9 protein-coding genes are annotated in these 22,890 nt (G+C 32.9%); 4 read left to right on the top strand and 5 right to left on the bottom strand.

The genetic code is table 11. From position 1 onward, the window contains the following. Positions 1–414 precede the first annotated feature (414 nt). The 3 genes from NQQ59_RS23450 to NQQ59_RS23440 all read left to right on the top strand — a co-directional run bounded on the left by NQQ59_RS23450 (position 415) and on the right by NQQ59_RS23440 (position 16,293). Entirely contained in the window at positions 415–2,133 is a 1,719-nt protein-coding gene (locus NQQ59_RS23450; RefSeq protein ID WP_144212062.1) for a tetratricopeptide repeat protein, read from the top strand. Positions 2,134–2,699: 566 nt separating this feature from the next. Further along, complete coding sequence (locus NQQ59_RS23445; RefSeq protein ID WP_257698451.1) at positions 2,700–15,389, top strand: MBG domain-containing protein; 12,690 nt, start codon at positions 2,700–2,702, stop codon at positions 15,387–15,389. Positions 15,390–15,459: 70 nt separating this feature from the next. Beyond that, complete coding sequence (locus NQQ59_RS23440) at positions 15,460–16,293, top strand: hypothetical protein (protein ID WP_144212066.1); 834 nt, start codon at positions 15,460–15,462, stop codon at positions 16,291–16,293. 209 nt (positions 16,294–16,502) lie between these two features. On the opposite strand, the gene NQQ59_RS23435 is transcribed toward NQQ59_RS23440, so the two are convergent. Continuing rightward, positions 16,503–16,700 carry a hypothetical protein gene (locus NQQ59_RS23435; protein ID WP_144212068.1) on the bottom strand — a complete coding sequence of 66 codons (198 nt, stop codon included), beginning with the start codon at positions 16,698–16,700 and terminating at the stop codon, positions 16,503–16,505. Positions 16,701–17,168: 468 nt separating this feature from the next. On the opposite strand from NQQ59_RS23435, the gene NQQ59_RS23430 reads away from it, so the two are divergent. Then, positions 17,169–17,621 carry a hypothetical protein gene (locus tag NQQ59_RS23430; RefSeq protein ID WP_144212070.1) on the top strand — a complete coding sequence of 151 codons (453 nt, stop codon included), beginning with the start codon at positions 17,169–17,171 and terminating at the stop codon, positions 17,619–17,621. Positions 17,622–17,654: 33 nt separating this feature from the next. On the opposite strand, the gene NQQ59_RS23425 is transcribed toward NQQ59_RS23430, so the two are convergent. From NQQ59_RS23425 to NQQ59_RS23410, 4 genes are all read right to left on the bottom strand, one after another. Beyond that, positions 17,655–17,939 (bottom strand): hypothetical protein, encoded by a 285-nt coding sequence (locus NQQ59_RS23425; protein WP_144212072.1) that lies wholly within the window; start codon positions 17,937–17,939, stop codon positions 17,655–17,657. 45 nt (positions 17,940–17,984) lie between these two features. Further along, on the bottom strand, positions 17,985–18,587 hold the full coding sequence (locus tag NQQ59_RS23420; protein WP_144212074.1) for a YciE/YciF ferroxidase family protein: 603 nt from the start codon (positions 18,585–18,587) through the stop codon (positions 17,985–17,987). Between the two features lie 17 nt (positions 18,588–18,604). Beyond that, positions 18,605–20,749, bottom strand: a complete 2,145-nt coding sequence (locus tag NQQ59_RS23415; RefSeq protein WP_144212076.1) for a catalase — start codon at positions 20,747–20,749, stop codon at positions 18,605–18,607. Positions 20,750–20,981: 232 nt separating this feature from the next. Then, positions 20,982–22,859 carry a CheR family methyltransferase gene (locus tag NQQ59_RS23410; RefSeq protein WP_144212078.1) on the bottom strand — a complete coding sequence of 626 codons (1,878 nt, stop codon included), beginning with the start codon at positions 22,857–22,859 and terminating at the stop codon, positions 20,982–20,984. Positions 22,860–22,890: the final 31 nt, after the last annotated feature.

The following is a 22,890-nucleotide window of genomic DNA, read 5'->3' as shown; positions in this document are numbered from 1 at the left end:
ATATCAAAAGGAATGTAGAATTTGTTCTACAGAATTTTTAAGTGATAGGATTGAACTTGAATTTATTTTTAAATTAAAAATACAGCAATAAAAAAAGCTAGAGATTTCTCAAAAGCTTTTTTATTATGTTTGAAACCGAAAGAGAATTTTATTTAGTTTTCGTTGGACGGACTTCTATTTTGCTAGGCAATAGATTAGGGGGTATTTTTATAATTTAATTTAAGTCTTTTATTGTTTTTTAACCTGATGTTTTTTCAATTCTTGATTTTAAGGAAAGATGATTTATAAAAGTACAATCTTTTAAATTTTTTTGAATACACTAAACAATTGTTAAATTAAATTTTTGTCTTAAATTTTTGTTAGAATAAAATCTATATTTTTTTAATTTAGCGCCTCAATTAGCCAATTTCCAAAATGACTTTCTGTACAAAAAAAATTAGATTCTTTTTTGTGTTATATGCTTTTGTTTTTTGTACCAAATTACAATCTCAAAAATTACACTCTTCATCTACAGAGTCGGTAAGTCATATTGAATCTATAATACTCAAAGAAAATAATCCAAAGAAAGATACTGTACAACTGAAAAAAAGATTGAATTTTTTAAAGGAATCCTCTAATAAAAAATACAATATCTTATATGATGCGTTATTGGCAAACGGCTATTCGGTTTTCTTTGATAAAACAAATCCTAAAAGTGAGTATTATTATTTAAAGTCTATTCAGGAGGCTGAAAAAAGTAATGATTTAAGTCTTGTCATTTGGACACAATTAAACTATTCAAAATACCTGTATTTTTACTGTCAGATTAATGAACTGACTCCAATTGTTCTTAAAACAATGGAAGAGAGTAATCAGATTGATGCTTCGGAATTGATTCTACCCGCAGAAACTTTTAAATTTTTTGGATGGATCATGATGACTATAGGAGATGATTCTGCTGTAGATTTTTTAAAAAAATCAATGCAGTACATGAAAGACACTTCTTCAGAATCTGCAGATGTTTTAAACGCGATTGGTAACTTTTATTTCAAAAAGAAAGACCTTCTTAATGCAATGCATTATTTTGATAGATCTGAAGTTGTGGCGTTAAAAATGGACGATAGTATAAGATATGCAAAAATCTTAGGAGATAAAGCACTTGTTTATAATCAAAAAGGAGATGTCGATAGAGCTGTGAATCTTTTAAAACAGGATATAACCTATTCACAAAAGTTCAAAATTGAAAAAAATGAGATGTATGCCTCGATACAATTGGCAAAAATTTTCCTGAAATTGAACGACAAAAAACAGGCTGAAGAAATTCTGGAAACAGCTGGTAAAATTGCCGGTACTAAAGCGTATTATAGAAGTTCTTTAAAAGAAATAATCGATTTAAAACTAACGCTTTTAAACGGAGAAGATTTTCAAAAAGAACTCACATTAAGACGACAGCTGAAGCAAGTAGACGAATATCTGCTTCATACAAATGGTAATACAGTATTGAGAAAATCAAACTGGCTTATTCAAAAAAAGAAATATGAAAATGAGACCAAAAAAATCCTATCTGAATTAGAAAAAGGAGAAAGGATCAAGAACATCAGTCTTTTAATCTTAATTTCAACGATACTGTCAAGCGCAATTGCTTACGGCTTTTTGTCTCAACGATTGGAGAATAAAAAACTAGCAGTGGAAGAATATGAAAATGATCGTTTACTATTTGAGGAAAAACTAAAAGATGTAAGTTCTGATATAGATGGTTATACTGAAAATCTTCAAAATAAAGAAAAACAAATATCAATCTTAGAAGAGGAACTCGAGGAAATTAAAAATTTTGCAAAGCATTCTGAAAATGAAAAAAATAAACTTCAGCAAATGCTTAGTTCGCATATTATGACAGATGAAAACTGGAGTGCTTTTAAAAAAGAGTTCATAAACCAATACAGTGATTTTTATCATACTATAATAGAGAATTTTCCGGAGGTAAAAGAATCGAATCTTAAAATAATAATGCTGGAAAAATTAAATCTTAATTATTATGAAATGTCTAATTTACTTGGTGTAACAGTTGATGCTGTCAAAAAAAACAAACAGCGACTGAAGAAAAAATTAGGAGATAAATATGATCTATTGTTTGAAATGGTAGATTACAAATAGAAATAGTTAACAACACATAAAAACTTTGTATAGCACAAAAAAATAAAACAGGCTTCGGCTTGTTTTTTTATTTTATGATTTCTTCAAATCAAATTTTCTTTCTATGACTTTTGATTGTCATTTGAACTTTTTTATTGGATGATTTCTTTAAAGAAAAATCAGTTTCTTTTTTGAGTTTTAGAATGTCTTTTTTATACTTTTTTCTTGTTTATTGCTGTACTATTTTAATTTAAATCTGAAGAAAAGTTTATAGACTGCATAAATACTATTATAATCATTCTATTTTAAAATGATAGCTTATTGTTTGAAAATCAGTAGTTTTTAAAAATGTCTTTTTTTTGTCCTCCCCAATAAATAGGCTTATTGGTCAAGATGTCTTTAATTTTGACCTGAAATGTAGTTGCCCTTTTTTAATCTCATTTCTATCCCAAATCTAAATACTAACCTTATGAAAAAAACTCTGTTTTCATTGAATGTCTCAAAAATCTACAGCCTGAATTACAACTTGTTTAAACAGGCTTAAAACTACCTAAACTATATAAATCAATTTTATTACTTACTCTTTTATGGAAAAAAACTACTTCTTGATTTTGAAGTCTTTAATTTTTGTATGGTATCTTTATTTACAGAAAATTAAAACGCTCAAATTTTTTAAAAAACAACCCAATTTATCCAGATACACACTTTTAACGTGTTTCTTTTTATTTACTGTTTTAGTACAATCTCAAACAGTAAAATATGTAACGGTAACCGGTGCTGGAAATAAAGATGGAAGTTCTTGGGCTAATGCTTCTGACAACTTGCAGAGAATGATTAGTACATCTGAAGGTGGTACCCAAGTATGGATTGCCAGAGGAATATACACTCCTAAAGTAGCTTTAGCGCCTAACACCAGTAGTCGGGATAGGAACAACACCTTTGGTTTAAAAAAGGATGTGAAGTTGTATGGTGGTTTTTTGGGTAATGAAACAGATCTTTCACAAAGAAATGGTCGAAATGAAACCATTCTTAGCGGAAATTTAGGGGGTGGAAGTTCAGCGCATCACGTTGTGCTTATCCATGCTCTTGAGGAAAATGAAAATTACTACATAAACGGACTAACCATTAGTGATGGAAGCGCTGATTTATGGGAATTTTATAAAATAACTGAAGAAACTAAAGGTATTTCTACTAACGATAAAATTAAAGAAAAATACCCAGATTGGTTTGTTTCAATGACAGAGAGCCCTTATTACAATTATACTTCATTGGGGTTGCAATTGATGGGGATTAGTGGTTTGCCAGGTGTACCTTCAATTCCAGGAGGTGATATGACAACCACCACAATACTTAATACATCTTACCCTAAAAGTAATGGAGGTGCTATTTATAATATTAAAGGGGTTTTAACATTAGAAAATGTAGTATTTAAAGATAATAATGCTATTGTAGGTGGAGCAATATGTGTACAAGATGGTGGTCGTACTACTTTAACCAACTGTACTTTTTCTAATAATAAAGCAACTGATAATGGAGGTGCAATTAGTAACAGTAATAGTTATTTAACTATCACGGGAGGAAGTTTTACTAATAATAGCTCGTCTTTAGGAGGTGCTATTAGTGATTTAGGAGGAAGACTTTTTAATATAAACGATGTTTCATTTAGTAACAACCAAGCCAATAAAACTAAAGCTGAGACTGGATTTGCGGGAGCTATCTTTATAGAAAAAGCGACCCAGATCAATGCATCATCAAGAATCATTAATAATTGTATTTTTAATAATAACAGTGCAGAAGTTGCAGGGGCTATTTTTGTGGATGAAAACAATAGCAATCTTAAAATTACCAATTCTTCATTTACTGACAACAAGGCTTTGATGGAAGCAAGTGTGACACTTGCTGGTGGTGGTGGTGCAATTGTGCTTCGTAGAGTTATAAATGCAGAAGTAGCATCAAATAATTTTAGTAATAATAAAGCTTTAAAAAGTTTAGGGGGAGCAACTTTGTTATCTGAAACAAAGGATGTTAAATTTTCAACAAACACATTTTCAGAGAATACTTCTTTGACAGGAGGTGCTTTATATTTACTTGAAAATAAAAATACAACTACTTTAACTGGAAATACATTTACCAAAAATAGTGTTACCACAACTAATTTTTCTGATTCTGGTTTAGGAGGTGCTGTAGCAACTGTCAAAGATAATAACGTTAAAATCTCTGATAATATATTTACAGACAACACTGCTACAAGACAAGGAGGAGCAATTCATTTCGAAACTATTACAGTTAATTCTATTATTAATAATAATACTTTCAAAAACAACAAAAGTTCTAGATTTGGAGGGGCAATATTAGCCAGCTCTACTGTTGCCAGTAATAAGTTAACAATAAACAATAATACTTTCGAAAGTAACAATTCTAGTGAAAGAGGTGGTGGGTTATTTTTTAATGGTTTGATTATCAGTAATGTATATAATAATGAATTTGTAGGAAATAAATCCTTGACAGGTGCTGCTGTAGATATTGAAAGTTCTGCTAAAACCCAATTCTTCAATAATACTCTTAGAAATAATATTGTTAATATCGACAATAATGGGCAGGTAAGTGGCGTACTGACTGTATTTGACGGAGAGAACAAGCTATATAATAATGTTTTTACCGGAAATGAGGGTGTTACTGCACTTTTTTATCCTAATTCAAATGTCGATTTTGTAAATAATACCATGTGGAATGAAAATTTAAGTCATGGAATTTATAATGTTGGTAAACAAATCAAGCTATATAATAATATTATAGAACAACTTGAAGGATCAAATACTTCAGCTGATGTTCAGAATAATGCTTTCAGATATGATGATCAAAATAAATATGTTAACAAGAATAATAATATTCGTGAAGCTAACTTGTATTTTGTTGATGCTATAAATAATAATTTTAATCTAACAGGTTGTAGCCCCCTAATAAATAAAGGAAACAATTCATTGTATTCAAGTGAATTTCCTAACACCGATCTTGCGGGGAAGAACAGAAAAGTAAACTCAATTGATATTGGAGCTTATGAAAATGAATTAGGAGCTTCTGCCAAAACGAAGCCGACTGTTGTTGCAACACAAGCTTTTTGTGGAACAGAAGCTATTGTAAATGATTTAAAAGCAACAGGTACAAGTATTAAATGGTATGGCCAGGCTTTAGGAGGTAATCCATTAGCGAGTAATACGGCTTTAGTTTCTGGTAATACGTACTATGCAAGTCAAAATGTTGACGGTTGTGAAAGTGACAGAGCAAGTGTTACGGTGTCGATAAGTTCGACAGAGCCGCCAACAGCGCAAACGCCTCAAAATTTTATTATTGGTCAGCAAGGCGCTAGAATTGTGGTAAATGGAAGCAATTTAAAATGGTATACACAAGAACAAGGGGGGACAGCATTAACAACAGTGCCTTCCTTAAATATGTCATCTGAAAATTCTGCTACTTATTGGGTAAGCCAAACCAACGCTAATAATTGCGAAAGTGTTAGAAGTAAAATAGTAGTGAATGTTACGAAAATACCTCTGACAATTAAAGCGATTAATAAAGTTAAGTTGTTTGACGGAATTGTTTACGGAAATAGTAATTATACCATTTCTTATGCTGGTTTTGAGTCTGGTGACAGTGAATCAAATAGTATAGCTGGTGCGCTTGCTTTTTCAGGAGATGCTACGACTGCTATTGAACCGGGTGTTTATAAAATTATTCCTCAAGGTATTACTTCCAGTAAATACACGGTTTTATTTGAAGAAGGAACTTTAGAAATAAAATCGAATTTAAGTTTAACGGATAATACTTTATATGTAAAGCAAAATGGAAATGGAGATGGTTCTTCATGGAATAGTTCTTTAAATAATTTAGAACTTGCTTTGACAAGAGCGGCTAATATTAATTCTGTTCATACAGATGACAATGACCCTAAAAGAGTTAAAAAAATATTTGTAGCCAAAGGAACTTATCAATTAGCTTCAGGCAAGTCATATGTAATGCCTAAAAACGTAGAAATCTATGGCGGATTTGATCCTGATAATGCTATTACGAACTTAACGCACCAACGTATTACAGGTAATGTAAATGACGGAAGTATTTTAAGAGGAAACAATGCCTCTGTAATTAAAAATGATGATAATGGCTTAACTGTTAATGCAGTTTTAAATGGTTTTACTATTACAAATGGTAATGCTGCTAATGGTGGAGGTATATATAATAAAAAAGTAGCTGCAAAATTTGAAAACTGTATCATAAGATCAAATAATGCTACTGCAAATGGTGGAGCTGTATATAATGAAAACGCTAATACAACTTGGGTTAACTGCTTAGTTATTACTAATACAGCACCTAACGGAGCGTCTATGTACAACAATGCCTCATTGCCTACATTACTTAATGCTACGATAGCTGATAATACTGGTGCACAGGGAGCTGCATTGTTTAATGCAAATGGTTCTTCGGCAAGAATTTTAAATTCAGTAAGTGTAAAAAACAGTTCAGATATCGTTAATAATGCTAGTAATCCTAGTTATGAAAACAGCTTAATTCAAGGCTTGGGCGGTACTACTAGTACCACTTCTGTTTTTGATTCAAATTATTTGTTACTAACTACTAGTCCTGCGCTAAATGCAGGTAAAAATAGTTTGGCGAATATTGTTTTACCTTCGAAAGACTTAAAAGGGAAATCACGTATTATTGATACTACTGTTGATATCGGAGCTTTTGAGAGAAATAAAGTTCAAACCATAACAGCTACTGCTATTACAAAAAAATATGGAGATCAACCCTTCACACATGGTACTGCATCAAGCGGATTGCCACTTGAATATATATCTTCTAGTGATAATGCTGTTGCTAAAATAGAAGATGGTAAAATTACAATCTTAAGCGTTGGAACAGCTACTATAACAGTTAATCAAAAAGGAAATGATACAGAATACGATGCTGTTACTGCTACTTTCGTATTAACCGTAGATAAAGGACTATTAACTGTTACTGCAGATAATAAAGTCAAAATAAAAGATGATTCTCCGTTTACCGGATTTACTGTCTCTTATTCAGGCTTTGTCTCAGGAGATGTGCCAGATAATAGTTTAGGTGGAAGTTTGACATTTAGCGGAAGCGCTACAACTGCTACTAACATAGGTGATAATTATACGATAATTCCATCTGGATATACTTCATCTAAATATGAAATTGTCTACAATCCTGGTAGTTTAAGAATTGAACCAGATATTACATTAACCGATGGTACGCTATACGTTAAAAAAGGCGCTACAGGTGATGGAACATCTTGGAGTAATGCTTTAGGAGAAGTTAGAGATGCATTAGATATTGCAAGATTAATTAATTCAAGTACAATTAAAGCAACAAAAATATTTGTATCTGCTGGACAGTATTCATCTAATGATGGGCAAAGTTTTGCCATGGTAAAAGGAGTTAGTATGTATGGATCTTTTGATCCTGATAAAGGCATTACAGCACTTTCACACAAAAGAAAATTTGGTGCATCTATTCTAAGTCAAGGAGCTAGAGGAAACAGAGTAATAACAAATGACGATAACAAATTAACTAATGCCGATATTATTGACGGATTCACAATTGGAGGATCTTTTGCAAATGTTGCAAAGCAAGGTGGAGGTATTTATAACAGAAATAGTTCGCCTACTATTGTAAACTGTATAATTACAGATAATTCATTATTTCCTTATCCTTACTACACACACACGACATATGGAGGGGGATTATACAATGATAACAGTAGCCCTATACTTATAAATTGCATTATTAAAAATAGTAAAGTTGGAGTTGATGGAAATTTAGCTGGTAATTCTGCATATTATGGATATGGATCGGCTATGTACAATGTTAACAATAGTAAACCAAAATTATACAATTGTACAATTAAAGATAATTATTCGATATCTGGAAACAATGGAAATGCTCCTGCTATTGTAAATGACGGAGGCTCGGTAACTACATTGTACAATTCGATTTATATGAATAACAATAAAGGGACTTCTAGCGGAATAGTATCATACAATAGTATTGTGCAAAAAGACGCTAATATAGCAGAAGGCCTTTATAACAATAGTGAAACTGTTACTTTGGATGCAATTTTTAAAACAAACAGTATCGAGCTAAAAGAAGATAGTTATGCAAAAGATAGAGGAGCTAATGGATACTATACTTTTAATGGCTTGTCAACATATGATATTAACGGGTACAATCGTTTATCAGGAACTATTGATGTTGGTGCAGAAGAATTGCGATCAACTCAAAATATTGCAACGGCAGATTTAACAAAAATCTATGGAGACGCAGATTTTACTAATCCATCGGTAACAGTAGCAAGTGGCTTACCATTAACTTACACAAAAAGCAGTAACGCTAATGTTGCATCGATTAAAGATGGTAAAATTCATATACTAACTACAGGTACAGCAACTATTACTGTTAGCCAAGCTGGTAATGAAAATTATGCTCCAGCAGAAAAAACCTTTGGTTTAACTATAGATAAAGCTACTTTAACAGTAAAAGCAAACGATAAAACTAAACTTGCCAATAATCTAGCAATGGCAAATGCAGATTATGATGTAAGCTATACAGGTTTTGTTAATGGTGATGATCGTTCTAAGTTGACAGGATCATTAGTTTACTCAGGTAATGCTATTGGTAAAACAGAAATTGGTATTTATGCAGATGGTATATTGCCAAGCGGTTTATCTTCTAATAATTATAATTTTATTTATAAAGAGGGAACTTTAAAAATACTACCTAATACTACATTAACAAATAATACACTATATGTAAAACAAGGTACAGTTGGTGGCGATGGTTCATCATGGCAATTAGCATTAAGCGATTTATCATTGGCTTTACGCTATGCTTCTATTATGAATGTTAATACACCAAACACTGTAAACAAAATTTATGTAGCTAAAGGTTCTTATACACCAAAATACAGTTCTAGAGATAATTCCAACTATATTGATGAAGGAAGAGACAACAGCTTTTTACTATTAGATGGTGTAAAACTATATGGAGGTTTTGATGGAAATATTGCTAATGAGAGTTTAACAGACAGACATATTCAAGACAATAAAACAATTCTAGATGGTCAATCTTTAATCAATCATATCATTACAGTTTCTAATGCAGCAGGTAATAACGAGATCGATGGTTTTTATATTGTAAATGGTGAGGCTGCAAGTGCAGCACATGGCTCAGAAGGAATTGTAACAATAAACGGAAAATCTATTACAAGAGAATATGGTGGAGGAATACGAGTACATAGTTCTAACGTTACGGTAAAAAACTGTTTTATTACAAAAAACAATTCGGGTATTCTAGGTGGAGGTATTTATGTTACAAATAATTCTAATGTTTCTATTTATAATACACTTTTTTATGGTAATTCAGCTTATCATTATGGAGCAACTGGTACTTCAATTGCAATTAGTGATGCCAATGTAAAAATTGTTAATGCTACTTTTGGAGATAACACAAGTGCATCTCATATTTTTGCTGTTGGAGCTTCTAATTTAGAAGTGTTTAATGCTGTTTTTAGAGATAACCAAGATAACATTGATATCAATAGAACAGGAGCAGCAATAGCTACGGTTAAAAACTCTCTGCTGTCTAAGGCTCAGACTCAATACAGCGGAATGACATTAGCTAATAATTTCTATGCACAGCCTGCTGATTTTGTTGATGCAAATGCTAATAACTTTGCTTTAAAAACAACATCTGCTGCGGTTAACAAAGGTGATAATTCGCTGTACAACACACTAATTGCAGGTAATAAAGATCTTGCAAATAGCAGTCGTTTTCTTAATACTACAATAGATATGGGATGTTATGAGTCTAAAATAGCACAGACCATTAACGTCAATGATATAACTAAAAAGTATACCGATGCCGATTTTGCAGTAGGAAGTGCATCAAGCAATCTTTCGCCACTTACTTATAGTAGTGATAATAAGAATGTAGCTTACATTACAAAAGATAATAAAATTCATATTACAGGAGTTGGGCAGGCGATAATAACAGTTGCTCAAAGTGGAGATGAAATCTATGCTCCTGTAACTAAAAACTTTAAACTTACGGTTGAAAAAGGAGATTTTACAGCCACTTTAAATGCAGCAACATATACTTACGATGGTTCTCAAAAATATTTGAATGTTACAGATTTACCAGCAGGAACTAGTGTATCTTATGAAGGTAACGGACAAATAAATGCAGGTGATTATGTTGTTAAAGCCAATATTAATGGAGGTGAATTTTATAATAATTTAACAGTATCTAATACACTTAAAATTAATAAAAAAGACCTTTCAGGTATTTCATTTAATGCACAAACGTTTACTTATGACGGTTTTGACAAACATCCAGATGTATCGGGAACTTTACCTGAAGGAGTAAATGTGGTGTACTCAAATACCCAGAAGAATGCAGGTGTTTATAATAATGTAAAAGCTTCCCTTTCAGGTTCTAATTACAAGTTGCTTGAATTAACGACTTCAATGACTATTACTAAAAGCAATCTTGCGAATGTGATGTTTTTATTAGAAAAAGAAGAAGTTTATGATGGTACAGTTAAAAGATTTTCACTTGACGGTACACTTCCAGACGGAGTTACAGTAACATACACCAATAATGATAATATTAATGTTGGTTCTTATAATGTTACAGTAAATATTAATGGAGGTGTAAATTATAATAACAAACAGCTTACTGCCAAATTAACAATTGTAAAAGGAAATTTAAGTGATAATTTCGTTTTAGCATCAAACACTTATGTTTATGATGGAACCGAAAAATCATTAGCGATTGCAGGTAGTCTTCCTAATCAGGTATCGGTAAGTTATACCAATAACAACAATAAAGAGGTTGGAAATTATAAGGTATATGCTGTACTAAGCAAACCAAATTATAATGATAAAGTTGTAGAAGGGGAATTGATTATAAACCCTAAATCTGTAAATGTTATAGTGCAAGGCGAAATATCAAAAGTTTATAATGGTAATACTGTTATAGGATTAAACGCTAATAATTTTGTTTTAGAAGGAATTGTTAGTGGTGATAATGTAACATTAAATAATCCTGCAGCTGGTACTTTAGATAATAAAGATGTAGGAATAAATAAAGCAGTTACGATTAAAGATTTTGCGTTATCTGGAACTGATTCTAGAAACTATGTATTAAGCGCTACTTCTTTAACGTCAAATACAGCTATGGTTAAATCTAAAACGGTAGAAGTTGCATTAAAAGGAAGCGTAAGCAAAATTTTTGATGGAACAACTCAGGCAGTTTTAACAAATAGTAATTTTGATGTTACTGGAATTTTGGAAAACGAGGTAGTAACTTTAAACGCTTCGTTATTAGGATCGTATGATACTCAAAATGTCGGAAAAAATAAAACTATAACAGTTGAAGACTTGACAATTGGTGGAGTAAATGCTTCAAATTATGTGTTGAGTTCTCAAACTGTGTCTGGACAAATTGGTGAAATTACACCAAAAGATATCACAGTAACGGCTGATGCTTTACAAACAAAAGTGTATGGTGCAACTGAATCTACTTTAAGCTATACTTTTACTCCTAGTTTAGTAAGTGGTGATTCATTCACAGGGACTTTAAAAAGAGCCACAGGAGAGAACATAGGAACTTATGCAATTAAACAAGGAACGTTAAATGCTGGTACAAATTACAATATTATTTACGTAGGTAATGATTTTAAAATTACAGCAAAAACAATCACAGTAACGGCTGACGCTTCTCAAACAAAAGTATATGGAGAGTCAGATGCGGCTTTTACTTATTCATTTGCACCAAGTTTAGAAAGCGGAGATTCATTCACAGGAACTTTATCTAGAGCTTTTGGGGAAAACATTGGAACTTATGCTATTGCAAAAGGAAGTTTAAGCGCAGGTACTAATTATACTATTAATTTTGTAAGTAAAGATTATACGATCACAGCAAAACCTATCACGGTAACTGCTGATGCTTCTCAAAAGAAAGTGTATGGTGCAGTAGAACCTATTCTGACATCGACCGTTTCGCCAGCTTTAATTGGTAATGATACTTTTACAGGAGCTTTATCTAGAGCAAATGGAGCGAATGTAGGTTTGTATGCTATCAAACAAGGAGATTTGAGCGCAGGTTCTAATTATACCATTACTTTTGAAAGTAAAGATTTTGAAATTACTCCAAAAGAAATCACAGTAAGCGCCAATGCTTCTCAAAACAAATTTTATGGAGAAATAGATCCAACTTTTACATATACTGCAAGCGAAGCTTTGGCAATAGGAAATACCTTTAGCGGAAGCTTAAGTAGAGGGGATGGTGAGAACGTTGGAACTTACAATTATACTATTGGAAGTTTAGCAGCAGGATCAAACTATAATGTAAGTTTAGTTGGCTCAAATACCTTTGAAGTTAAAGCAAAACCAATCACAGTAACAGCTGATACTTCTCAAACAAAAGTGTATGGAACAGAAGATCCGGTTTTTACGTATTCAGTTTCACCGAGTTTAGTTGGAAATGATGCTTTCTCTGGTATTTTAGAAAGAGCAACAGGCGAAAATGTAGGACCTTATGCAATAGCACAAGGAACATTGACTGCGGGAGGCAATTATACAATTACGTATAAAGGAAATGACTTTGAGATTACCACGAAAACAATTGCAGTTACTGCAGATTCTCAAACAAAAGTGTATGGAGAGTCAGATGCAGCTTTGACCTATTCATTTGCACCAAGTTTAGAAAGCGGAGATTCGTTTACAGGAATTTTATCTAGAGCTTTTGGGGAAAACATTGGAGCTTATGCTATTACAAAAGGAAGTTTAAGTGCAGGTTCTAATTACACTATTAATTTTGTAAGCAAAGATTACACGATCACGGCAAAACCTATCACGGTAACTGCCGATGCTTCTCAAAAGAAAGTGTATGGTGCAGCAGAACCTATTCTGACATCGACCGTTTCGCCAGCTTTAATAGGTAATGATACTTTCACAGGAGCTTTATCTAGAGCAAATGGAGCGAATGTAGGTTTATATCCTATCGAACAAGGAGATTTGAGCGCAGGCTCTAATTATACCATTACTTTTGAAAGTAAAGATTTTGAAATTACACCAAAAGAAATCACATTAAGCGCCAATGCTTCTCAAAACAAATTTTATGGAGAAATAGATCCAACTTTTACATATACTGCAAGTGAGGTTTTGGCAACAGGAAATACCTTTAGCGGAAGCTTAAGCAGAGAGGATGGCGAGAACGCTGGGACTTACAATTATACTATTGGAAGTTTAGCGGCAGGATCCAACTATACGGTGACTTTGGTTGGTTCAAATACCTTTGAAGTTAAAGCAAAACCAATCACTGTAACAGCTGATGCTTCTCAAACAAAAGTGTATGGAACAGAAGATCCGGTTTTTACGTATTCAGTTTCACCGAGTTTAGTTGGAAATGATGCTTTTTCTGGTATTTTAGAAAGAGCAACAGGCGAAAATGTAGGACCTTATGTAATAACACAAGGAACATTGACTGCGGGAGGCAATTATACAATTACGTATGTTGGAAAAGACTTTGAAATAACTGCCAAAACAATTGCAGTTACTGCAGATTCACAAACAAAAGTATATGGAGAGTCAGATGCAGCTTTAACCTATTCATTTACGCCAAGTTTAGAAAGTGGAGATTCGTTCACAGGAAATTTATCTAGAGTTTTAGGTGAAAATATTGGAGCTTATACGATTAACCAAGGAACTTTGAGTGCAGGATCTAATTACAGCATTGATTACGTAAGTAAAGACTATACGATCACGGCAAAACCTATTACAGTAACTGCCGACGCTTCTCAAAAGAAAGTGTATGGTTCAGCTGAACCAGTTCTAACATCGACTGTTTCGCCAGCTTTAATAGGTAATGATACTTTTACAGGAGCTTTATCTAGAGTATTTGGAGAGGATGTTGATTTTTATGCCATCGAACAAGGAGACTTGAGCGCAGGACCTAATTACACGATTACTTTTGAAAGTAAAGATTTTGAAATTACTCCAAAAGAAATTACGGTAACTGCTGAGGTTGCTCAAAACAAATTTTACGGAGAAGCAGATTCTGTTTTTGCTTATACAGCAAGTGAAGCTTTGTTAATTGGAAATACTTTTAGCGGAAACTTAAGCAGAGTAAAAGGTGAGAATGCTGGAACTTACAAATATACTATTGGAAGTTTGTCAGCAGGATCGAACTATAACGTAACGTTGATTGGCTCAAATACCTTTGAAATTAAAGCAAAATCAATCACAGTAACGGCTGATGCTTCTCAAACAAAAGTGTATGGAACAACAGATCCAACTTTTACTTATGCGGTTTCACCTAGTTTAGTTGGAAGAGATGCTTTCTCTGGTGTTTTAAAAAGAGGAGCGGGAGAAAATGTGGGAACTTATGCAATTGCACAAGGAACGTTGACTGCAGGTGACAATTATGTTATTACGTATGTTGGTAAAGATTTTGAAATTACCAAAGCAGATCAAGTAATTACTTGGAATCAAACTTTGGTTTCAAATTGTGAGGGAGTAAGTACAAACGTTTTAACTGCAAGTTCAAATAGTGGTTTACCTATAACGTATGTGTCTTCGAATCTGGATGTGGTAACGATTTCGAATAATGAATTGACTTATAACAATTCTGGAACTGCAACTATTACGGCTTCGCAAGCGGGTAATAATAATTACAATGCAGCCGAAAATATAGCATTACCAGTTATAAGTAGCCAGGCGAATTTAATCAGACAACAGTTTGAAGATGTTATTTTCTTTGACAACAGTTCGAAAGAATTTAAATCTTACACTTGGTACAAAAACGGAATTCTGATTGCAGGTCAAACTCTACAATATTATAAAGAAGTGGGAGGTTTAAACGGAACATATTATGCAGTTGCAACAAAATTAGACGGGACCGTAATTACTTCTTGTCCATTGACTTTGTCTTCAACTAAAACAGTTGAGTCGGTTAGAATTTATCCTAACCCTGTTAGAAAAAACGAGACTTATCAATTGATTACCAATTTAGATCCTGCTCAAATGCTAAATGCCCATATTGAAGTATTTGGTATGAATGGATCGTTGGTAGATCAAAAAAACACTAATGAAAACGAGACTACTTTACTAGCTCCAGCTGTTGAAGCTGTCTATATTGTGAGAATCACTTTAGCAAATGGTAAATCGTTTACTAAGAACCTTTTAGTTAAAAACTAAATAATAGAAGAATATGAAATCCCCATTATCTCTAAATGGGGATGGATTATTCTGGTAAAAAATAACAGATATGAAATTTAATAGTAAACATATTCTAGGAATTGTATTAATTCTTTTCTCAACAGCTGCTAGTGCTCAATTTTATGTAGGTGTACAAACAGGAGCAGCGAATCTGGAAGGTAATGTAGAAGGAACAATAGCCGAAACTAAAATGGGAGGAGCTGTAAAAGCTGGATATATCTATTCCTTTACAAAAAATATCGGACTTGGATCAGGATTAGAATTTTCGCAATACAAACAAAACGTATCTTTGATTGCGCCTTCTAGTACATTAACCAATTATGAAGTAGATGCTTCAGGTTCTGCATTTATTTATAATGTGACTACAAGTAATTATAAAGAAAAACAAACATTGGAAGCCGTTCAGATTCCATTATTTGTGCAATTTAAAACCAACATCAATAAAGGAATTGATTTTAATTTTAGAGCAGGAGTAAAGTATTTTTTGCCTGTTAGTTATAAAATAAAAGCAACTGCCGATAATGTAACAGGTACTGCTTATTATCCTGATTTTAATTTAACTATTGATGATTTACCTGAATATGGAATAGGACAGGAAAGCAGTTATTCAGCATCAGGAAAATATGAAACAAAAGGGATTTTGATGAGTTTTTTCGAGTTAGGATTTACATTTGATATGACTAAAAAGAATGCCTTATATGTAGCAATGTTTCTTGAGAAAGGATCTGGAACAATATTGGATCAAAAAAATAATCAGTCTTATGTAGGTTTTAATCCAGGATCAACCAACGATAGAAAAGCAAATGGTTTGTACAGCACGGAACAAAATGCTAAAATCACACCAGTAGCATTTGGTTTGACTTTAGGTTGGAATTTTAAATAATTTTATTCTTATGGTTTGCATCTTATCTGTACTTTCTAATTAATGTATTCCGTGGTAATGAGACAAATTGCTGCATTTTCAAATAGAAAGTACAATAATGTCAAACTAAAATATCGAAAAGAGTTAGAGTGTTATCATTAACATTTTAGCTCTTTTTTTATGGATTGATTTACTCACTATTTTAGTTCTGATTTAGATACAATCAAATTTCATTTAATTTGATCTTTCATTAGGTTGTCAGAAATAGTACGGGTATTTTGTTTAGTATATTCTGGTTTTTCATCCCAATGTCCCCAATCTCCTTTATAGACTTTCACACAAATTAATTCATTATTATCTCCAGGATACATTTTTGTATTAGAAACACTGCAAGCGTTTTTTCCAATGTTTGATTTTATATTTTCCATAACTTGATTTTTTTAAATGAATAGATTAGTCAATTTCTAATGTTCTCAGAGTGTCTACTTTATGAATTGAAGCTTCTTGGTGAGCTCTTGTATCATTTTCATCTTCACAAAGCTGTTCACAGCCAAAATTTAAAATTGAGGTCAGAACTATAATAAGTAGTAAAAGGAAAGTAAAGTTTTTCATGTCTTCTATAGTGTTGGAAATCAGTTTACAAAGATAGATTTGGATCTGTCTGTTATTTACAGAATTACATTTTCAATTTATATAATTCCCACATTAAAAAATCTCGGATATTTTTTAAGAAGTGTTTAAACATTTCAGCTAGTGCTAAAAAGTAATTGTTTAAACCTAATTTTCTTCCAAAACTGGAAATTATATAACATTGGAAGGTGAATTATATAAATTAGCCATTAAATTCTATTCATCTTTGTAAAATTCTTTAAGTATAATCTCAAAAAAGAATTGTTATGAATAAAAGTGGCCCAATCATAATTATAGAACAAAATATAGAAGATCGCCGTTTATTCGCTCAGATTTTTTTGGAGTTATCTGTAAGTAATGAGATACTTTACTTCGATACACTTAAAGAGGCAGACGAAGAACTGTTATTGAACGACATAAATCCTTTTATATTTTTTACCAATATTCTTCAATTTCAAGAAGACAGCAAACATCAGAATTTAGAGCATCATAAGGATATTAGTCAAAAATCAGATTGTCCTTGTTTATTCTATTCCGTTTTATTTCCCAATTGTTTTATCATTGATACTTATTCTGTTCCCACCCAGAGTTATTTTATAAATCCTTACAGTGAAGAAAAATTTAGAAAAGTATTAGGTTCTATCATTCAATTTTGGAATGAAAAAAGAGACCGAAAAGCGACTGGGGACAAAGAAAAAAAACAAAAGCAAAACTTATAAAACAACCCCATCTATTTCTAGATGGGGTTTTCTTTAGAAATTATTCCGATTTGGATTCGTACCAGCGTCATCGTCTAGATCTTCTAAGTCGGCATTGTCAATTTCATTGTCGTCAAATTCATCGTCGTCATCGAATTCATCATCATCATAATCATCATCAGATTCGTTGATTTCTAAGTCATCGCCGTAATCTGGTTCCGCGTTGTCAGATATTGGATGATCTGTTGGAGGCATGTCAATATCAGGATCTTCATATCGTTCTTTGTCTTGAAAATTTTGATCTCCCAGATCGTAATTTTCTTTTTCTTCTAAATTCATAGTATAATATTTTAAAAGTTATTCTTATCTATTTATAATGGTCATTTATTCCGCAGCTACAAGGTTGACCAAGTTTAAAGCAACATCGTTTAACAAACAATCTGCTTCTTTTTCTTCGGCAAGAGTCTGCGTTAATAATTTGGCCGCATCATTTTCGCCAATAGCTTTTGCAAAGGCAACTAAAGTGCCGTAAGTAGCAATTTCATAATGTTCGATTTTTTGAGAAGCAGCAATAATTCCAGCATCTCTAACAGCACCTGGAGCGGTTTCTAAAATAATACTATCGCCTTCTTTTAATAATCCAGCCATTGCTTCACATTTTTTACCTTCGGCTTTTTCTCCCAGTAAATCAAATACCTGTTCCAGTCTTGCTACTTGATTTTCAGTAACAGAAATGTGTTCTAAGATAGCACCAGAAAGTCCTGCTGAGGACGCATTAGCCGCCATTTTTGGTAAAGCGCTCAATAAGGCATTTTCTGCCCAGTAAATATCTTTGAGACTGTCAATAAATAAATCTTTCAATTCTGTTGCTGCATCTGGAGATGGTGCTACAATATTGATTTTTTTTGCATTGTTTTTTATATCTTTTGACTGATTCGCTTTTGATTTTGCGGCATTAGTCTGACCTTGTTTTTCTGAATTTTTCATTTTATGTTTTTTTGAAATTAATTGTATAAGTTGGTTTCGCGCTGCCAAAAACGGTGCTTCGTCATCGCATTTATAAATTCCTGAGCAAATGCTTCAGTTGCAATTTCGCTCGTTACAATTACGCCAGGATCATCATTTGAAATTTTAGAGGCAAAAGATGCGCCGCTTATAATCTCCGAAGCTTCACCATCAGCACCAATTACTTTACAGTGTTTGTAAGCATCGTTTAGGTATTCAAGTGCATCTTCATTTTCTGCCAATTCGTTAAGTCCTAGTCCGTGTGGAATGTAAACGGCATCAAATAATACTGATGAAGCAGTTAAGAAACTAAACTCTGCCGCAATTGCTCCATCAGAATCTGTTTTTACAGCACCTAAGTGTGGTGCAATTACGCAGCCTTTGGCACCTGCTTTTTTAAGTGCATTTTTCATATTCATTACAGCTGCTTCAGAAACACCATCCGATACCAAAATTGCTACTTTTCTTGATTCAATTGTTGGTGAATTTGTTGGGTTTTTAATCATGCTCAAAGCTTGCGAAGATTCAATCGCCTGATTAATAGTTTGAGGTTCCTGAGTTCCAGCTTCTTCTGTTTCTGGCGAAACTCCTTTGTTAATTGGTTTTTCTAAAATAGGAGGGACAGTAGCTCCAAGACCAAGGGCAACTTTTTCAGCAAGTTCTGTATCAACTTGAGATAATAATCCCAGCATTCGAACTCGAATTGCTGTTGTCTCTACTTTTCCAAGTTCAAAGCGCAGTGCTTTTACAATATGGCTTTTTTCTTCAGGCGTCTGGCTGTTAAAAAATAGTTTGGCTTGTCCGAAATGATCGGTAAAACTTTCACTTCTAGCTCGCACTTTGTGAGAGTCCACACGTTCGTTAAAACTTGAAAATCCTCCTTCAGCAATTTTTGCCTGATACGGGCATCCGCCACCCAAAGAATTCGGATGATAGCTTACCCGACCTTTATTAATTTCCTGACGCATGTGGCCGTCTCGCTGATTGTTATGTACAGGCGCAACGCTTCTGTTGATTGGAATTTCATGAAAATTCGGACTTCCTAATCGTGATAATTGCGTATCGGTATAAGAAAACAATCTTCCTTGCAAAAGCGGATCATTTGAAAAATCAATTCCTGGCACAACATGACCGGGGTGAAAGGCAATTTGTTCTGTTTCTGCAAAGAAATTTTCAGGGTTTTTGTTCAAAACCATTCTTCCAATTATCGTAACAGGAACCAGTTCTTCGGGAACAATTTTTGTCGGATCCAAAAGATCGAAATCGTATTTGTGTTCGTCTTCGTTTGGAATAATTTGTACGCCTAATTCCCATTCTGGAAAATTCCCATTTTCAATGGCTTCCCATAAATCTTGACGATGGAAATCTGGATTTTTACCCGAAATTTTCTGCGCTTCATCCCAAGCAACGGCGTGTGTACCTAACTTAGGTTTCCAATGAAATTTCACAAAAACCGATTCTTCTTGCGCATTTACCAGTCTAAAAGTATGAACACCAAATCCTTCCATCATTCTATAACTTCTCGGAATTGCACGATCTGACATTACCCACATAATCATGTGCATGGATTCTGGCATTAGTGAAATAAAATCCCAAAAAGTATCGTGTGCGGATGCTGCTTGTGGAATTTCGTTATGAGGTTCTGGTTTTACAGCATGAACTAAATCAGGAAATTTAGAGGCATCTTGAATAAAAAATACAGGAATATTATTGGCAACCAAATCATAAATTCCTTCTTGAGTATAAAATTTAACCGCAAATCCTCTAGCATCACGCGCAAGATCTGTAGAACCTCTTGATCCTGCAACGGTTGAAAATCTTGTAAAAACGGGTGTTTTTTGTCCTTTTTCCTGTAAGAAACCAGCTTTAGTTAATTCTGGAATCGGATTTGTTACTTCAAAGAATCCGTGCGCTCCTGATCCTCGTGCGTGAACAATTCTTTCCGGAATTCTTTCGTGGTCAAAATGCGTAATTTTTTCTCTTAAAATAAAATCTTCTAATAAACTTGGTCCGCGGTCACCTGCCTTCAGTGAATTGTTGTCATCGTTAATTTTTACTCCTTGATCAGTGGTTAAAAATTTGTTCGTTCCATCAGAAGTATTGATGGATAAATCTCTTTGTTTTTCGTCTTGCAAATTCTTCATGGTGTTTTTTCATATTAGTTAAAACTCTTAATAAAATACAAGGTTACCTTTTCGGTTTGCATGTAGTTGTAGGTCGTAAATTATCAAGTAATTCAAATTTAGAGGATGAAAAAATGCCATTTTTATAGAATTGCTTTTGATTATTCTACAATTGCCACAGCCATCTATAAACAAAAAAAATCTCCATTTTTGGAGATTTTATGTTTTGAATTTTTACTATAAAAGTTATTCCTTAGCCATCCATTGAATCTGATGAAGAAATAGCATTTTGATAGAAAATAATAAGCAATAAATCAGGATGAGGTTCAAGATAAATGATTTCAAAAGAATTTAAAAAAGGTTGCCTTTTAGAAGAAAGAAATTCTCCTGAAAAGTTCTTTTTCTCGTATTTAGCTTTTAAAATGTAGTTTCTCAGTTCAAAGACAAATTCATCTCGCGCCATACTTAGAATATTTAAACTTGGTTTTCCAGAGGCTAAGCGCAAAAACGGACTTGTATCGCCATGAAAATGTACTATTTCCAAATCTTCATTAATTAATACGGCAGCGGCAGAAAAATGTTCCAGTAAAATATTAGATGTTATTGAATTATAGTCTTTTTTAACTTCGGTATTCTCTTTTATTTTAAGGCTGTTGTATTGATCCTTGTGATTTGTTTTTTTTGATTGAACTGTTGCAATTGTGTTTCGAGTATAGATTCTATCCAGTTTATCGACAGCAGTGAATAAATGCGGCACATGATGCGCCCATTCTGATTTTCCGAGGAATAAATAACCATTTGAACGCAATGCATAATGAAATGATGCCAATACTTGATTTTGTAAATTAGTATCAAAATAAATCAAAACATTGCGACAGGAAACAAAATCAATTTTAGAAAAAGGAGCATCTTTAGTCAAATCATGCACAGCAAAAACGCACATATCCCGAATTATTTTATTGACATGAAAACTGTTATCTCTTTTTGTAAAATATTTTGCAAGTCTCTTATCAGTTATATTTTTGACATCTTGTACAGTGTAAGATGCCGAACGTGCTTTTGAAATGCACTTTTCAGAAAGGTCTGATGCAATTATCTGTATTTTAATATCATTTCTATTGATTTCTTCCAAATATTCATGAATGCAGATCGCAAGAGAATAAGCTTCTTCTCCAGTAGCGCATCCAGCCGACCAAATTCTGATTGTATTATTAGTTACATTTTCAATAAGAAAAGGAATTGTAGTTTTGCATAAATTATTGAAAGCTTCGTGATCACGGAAAAAGTAACTCACCGAAATCAAAAAATTATCAAATAATATATCTTGTTCTTTATTATTACTTCGAAGAAAATCGACATATTTTTCTACGGTTTCTTGTTTCGTATCAACCATTCTTTTTGAAATTCTTCTTCGTAAAGTAGAATGTTTATAATGCTGAAAATCTGTACCCGTTTTTAGCAACAATATTTCAATTATTTGATCAAGAAGTTCTTGTTCGCTTGGTGTAGATTCTTCTTTTTCTTCGTAAGAATGCGTGACTAAATTGCTTTTATGAATTTGCAAAAGCTTATCTGCAATTTCATTTGGCGCAGTAAAATAATCAATATATTCAGAGGTCATTTCATTTTGAATGAGGCCTCTTTTAGAAAGTGCCGCAATTGTAAAACCGCCTGCTTCTTTTAGTTTTTTGAGTCCCGTAGAACCATCAAGTGGAAACCAGCTTAGAATTATACCCGTTGCATAAGCTTTGTAGGCTTGTCCAACTGCTTCAAAAAACAAATCAAAACCATTGTCAGCTTTACTGATTCTGTTTTTAGATTGAAGTTTTAATATTCCATCTTCATGAGTCAGGAAATTATTTTCAGGAACAACGTATATATGATTGGGTTGAATATCAATGTGATGAACAATTTCAATAACAGGTATGTGAGTGTAAAACGTTAGTTCATCTGCAAGATTAAGGGTTTGAGGCGAAGATAAATTTTCAAAAATTAAATAAGCTCTTCCAGAATCCAATGCAAGATCAGAAACTATATTTTTTAAAATATCAATTTCAGCTCCAGAACTTGCAATTGCTGTAACTTGAAAATGAATATTTTGAGGATTTATTTGTGCTTCATCAGTTTTCATTTTGCGGGGTTTATGGCAATCTTAAATTTTA

Origin of the sequence: Flavobacterium panacis (assembly GCF_024649945.1) — a bacterium.
GTDB classification, from domain to species: Bacteria; Bacteroidota; Bacteroidia; order Flavobacteriales; family Flavobacteriaceae; genus Flavobacterium; species Flavobacterium panacis.
This window is presented reverse-complemented; position numbering and strand designations above follow the sequence as displayed.

Excerpts from the sequence above, each read along its gene's own strand:
- NQQ59_RS23430 (WP_144212070.1), top strand. The coding sequence starts at position 17,169 with ATGAATAAAAGTGGCCCAATCATAATTATAGAACAAAATATAGAAGAT.
- NQQ59_RS23420 (WP_144212074.1), bottom strand. The coding sequence starts at position 18,587 with ATGAAAAATTCAGAAAAACAAGGTCAGACTAATGCCGCAAAATCAAAA.
- NQQ59_RS23415 (WP_144212076.1), bottom strand. The coding sequence starts at position 20,749 with ATGAAGAATTTGCAAGACGAAAAACAAAGAGATTTATCCATCAATACT.
- NQQ59_RS23450 (WP_144212062.1), top strand. The coding sequence starts at position 415 with ATGACTTTCTGTACAAAAAAAATTAGATTCTTTTTTGTGTTATATGCT.
- NQQ59_RS23440 (WP_144212066.1), top strand. The coding sequence starts at position 15,460 with ATGAAATTTAATAGTAAACATATTCTAGGAATTGTATTAATTCTTTTC.
- NQQ59_RS23425 (WP_144212072.1), bottom strand. The coding sequence starts at position 17,939 with ATGAATTTAGAAGAAAAAGAAAATTACGATCTGGGAGATCAAAATTTT.
- NQQ59_RS23410 (WP_144212078.1), bottom strand. The coding sequence starts at position 22,859 with ATGAAAACTGATGAAGCACAAATAAATCCTCAAAATATTCATTTTCAA.
- NQQ59_RS23445 (WP_257698451.1), top strand. The coding sequence starts at position 2,700 with ATGGAAAAAAACTACTTCTTGATTTTGAAGTCTTTAATTTTTGTATGG.
- NQQ59_RS23435 (WP_144212068.1), bottom strand. The coding sequence starts at position 16,700 with ATGGAAAATATAAAATCAAACATTGGAAAAAACGCTTGCAGTGTTTCT.